Genomic DNA, 2300 nt, shown 5'->3' with positions numbered 1-2300 from the left:
AGGACGGGCATGGCCGTGTCGCGGCTCGCGGCCCCCTCCAGGTACAGCGGTTCCCCGCCTTTCATGAGGACCCAGTAGGCCCACGTCTGGCGGTCCATGTACCGGAAGGTCTCCGGGACCTGGAACTTCTTGGTCTCGATGTAGGCGTACTGAAAGCGGGGGCTTCGGATGACGGTGAAGGCGTAGAGGGCGGGGAGCAGGTCGAAGAGGTGGTCGAGGACACACCCGGCCATGGCGTCGGGCTCTTTCTGTCGAACGATCTGCTCGAGGCCCCGCGCCAGGCGCTCACCCTCGTCGCTCCTCGAGGACAGGGCGTGAAAGTGGGCCGCGAAGCCCTCCCAGGCGTCGTAAATCCGTGCCGCGCGGACGAGGATCGCCATCTCTTCGGGCAGGTAGGATTGCCCGGCCGCCCGGTGGAGGGCGAGAAGGGCCCTGGCCTTCCCCCGGTGGATCACGGGAGCCAGCGCCCAGGACAAGGGGTCGGCGCGGCCGGGAAGGTAACCGACCACCTGGGGATGGACCGAATCGGCCGTGACCTCCTTCTCTCCGTCCAGAGCGAGAACGGCCAGTCCTTCCCTCCTCGCCACGCCCGCCGACGCCTTCAGCCCCGGGTTCGTCGCCGAGACCCTCCAGCCTTCCCGTTCGGGCACCAGACACACGGCCCCATCGGACCCCGTGGCCTGCCGCAAGAGGCCCAGGAACTGGCACGAGAGCGCCCCCCAGTCCGGCGGTCGGTGTCCATCCACGAGGGCGCCGTCGGGTGGGAGCGCGGGAGAGGCGGTCTGCCGTGGGCGCCTATGGCGGAACGCGAGGGCGCCCGCCGCGAATCCCACAAGGAGCCCCGCCGCCGCCGTCGCGGCGATCAGCGCCGGATCCATGTCCAGAGACCCCACGACGAGACGCCGAGGACGGCTCCCGCCCCATCGCGGACCCAGTCCATCGGATCGGGCATGCGGCCGGGCACGAAGGCCTGGTGGAACTCGTCGAGGCCGCCGAGAAGGAGGGCGAGGACCAGGGCCCCTGCCAAGACGCCCGGGGCCGCCCTCCCGTCCCCACCACCTTGCAGGGCCCGGGCCAGCAGGAACCCGAGCACGGCGTACTCGGGAACGTGGAGGAAGTTGGTCTCCAGACCGGCGGGAAGGGGCGGGTGGGTCATGTGCGAGAGGAGCGTGATCAGGAGGACGTAGAGGAGGGGGGGCAGCCAGAACTTGGCGAAGTGCCGGAAAGTCACGGCCCCGTCCAGAACATGAGGTAGGCGAAGGCCAGCGAACCCAGGACCATCCAGGCGAGAGTCTTGGCCACCGAGAGCAGAAAGCCCCGACGGTCCCTGTGGTTGAGCGTGGCGAAAAAGAGGGCCGTGAGCGCCGAGAAGGCGAGCAGGGAGAAGAAATGGTCCCTCAGCATCACTCCTTCCTCCCCACGGCGATGTCGAAGGCGTCCATGATGAGGAGCATGTTCATCAGACCCGCCGCCACGAGGAAGGTGCTGCCGTATCCGAACATCACGTCGGTGACGGCCTCGGGCCGCAGGGCCCCCCAACCTGCCAGCCGGCCGCCGAAGTACAGGAGACCCAGGCCGGCCTGGGCCACGCCTCCCAGCCGATACAGCCAGTTGGGGGCGTCGAAGGGGAAGAGGGCGCCGCTGAGGTGCAGCCCGATGGCGTAGGTCGCCCCCACGATCGCGAAGAAGGCCGCGGCCCGCCCCTTCCGGCCCAGGCAAAGGTGCGAAAGGCCCGGGATGAGCAGGGTCGGAAGGGCGCAGGCGTAGGCCTTCCAGCGCGGGAAGCTGGGGCGCATCCTACTCTTCTTTGATCACGTGGAGGCGGACCTTTGGGGCCACCTCGTGGTGGAGTCGCACGGGGATCTCGTACTCGCCCAGCTTCTTGATGGGCTCGTGGAGAAGGATTTTCCGCTTGTCCACGGTGAACCCCTTCTCGCGGAGGAGGTCCGCCACGTCGGTGGGTGTCACCGACCCGTAGAGCACGTCCTGGTCGCCCGCGCGCTTGAGCACGGTGAGTTCCACGGCCTGCATCTTCTCCGCCAGGGCCACCGCCTCCTCCTTCTCCTTGAGCTGGCGCGTCTCATACATGCGGCGCTCCTGCTCCAGGACCTTGACGGCTCCCGGGGTGTACCGCATGGCCAGACCTTTGGGGAGGAGGTAGTTGCGGGCGTACCCGTCCTTCACGTTGACGACGGCGCCCCGCTGTCCGAGGTTGTCGAGGTTTTCTTTCAGGATGACTTTCATGGGGCCCTCCTCCGTCAATCCTGGGTGAAGGGGAGCAGGGCGAGCAGACGGGCCCG

General features: G+C 68.3%; 5 protein-coding genes. All 5 read right to left on the bottom strand.

Annotated elements, in window-relative coordinates; translation table 11 throughout:
• Positions 1–878, bottom strand: an 878-nt coding sequence (locus tag AB1824_11690; GenBank protein ID MEW5765627.1) for a GAF domain-containing protein, incomplete at its 3' end; no start/stop codon positions are given.
• A complete protein-coding gene (locus tag AB1824_11685) occupies positions 863–1231 on the bottom strand; it encodes a VanZ family protein (GenBank protein ID MEW5765626.1) in 369 nt (122 codons plus the stop codon). The genes AB1824_11685 and AB1824_11690, both read right to left, overlap by 16 nt.
• The gene (locus AB1824_11680) at positions 1228–1407 is read right to left on the bottom strand and encodes a hypothetical protein (protein MEW5765625.1); all 180 of its coding nucleotides are present in this window, start codon (positions 1405–1407) and stop codon (positions 1228–1230) included. The genes AB1824_11685 and AB1824_11680 overlap by 4 nt, the downstream gene beginning before the upstream one ends.
• Positions 1404–1796: a DUF6677 family protein gene (locus AB1824_11675; protein MEW5765624.1), complete on the bottom strand. Its 393-nt coding sequence runs from the start codon at positions 1794–1796 to the stop codon at positions 1404–1406. Before AB1824_11675 ends, AB1824_11680 begins: the two co-directional genes overlap by 4 nt.
• Position 1797: 1 nt before the next feature.
• Complete coding sequence (gene rplI, locus AB1824_11670; protein ID MEW5765623.1) at positions 1798–2244, bottom strand: 50S ribosomal protein L9; 447 nt, start codon at positions 2242–2244, stop codon at positions 1798–1800.
• Positions 2245–2300 lie beyond the last annotated feature (56 nt).

This window comes from Acidobacteriota bacterium (assembly GCA_040752915.1).
Classification (GTDB): Bacteria; Acidobacteriota; UBA4820; order UBA4820; family DSQY01; genus JBFLVU01.
Note: the sequence above shows the minus strand (reverse complement) of the source record. Positions and strands in the feature narration are given on the sequence as shown.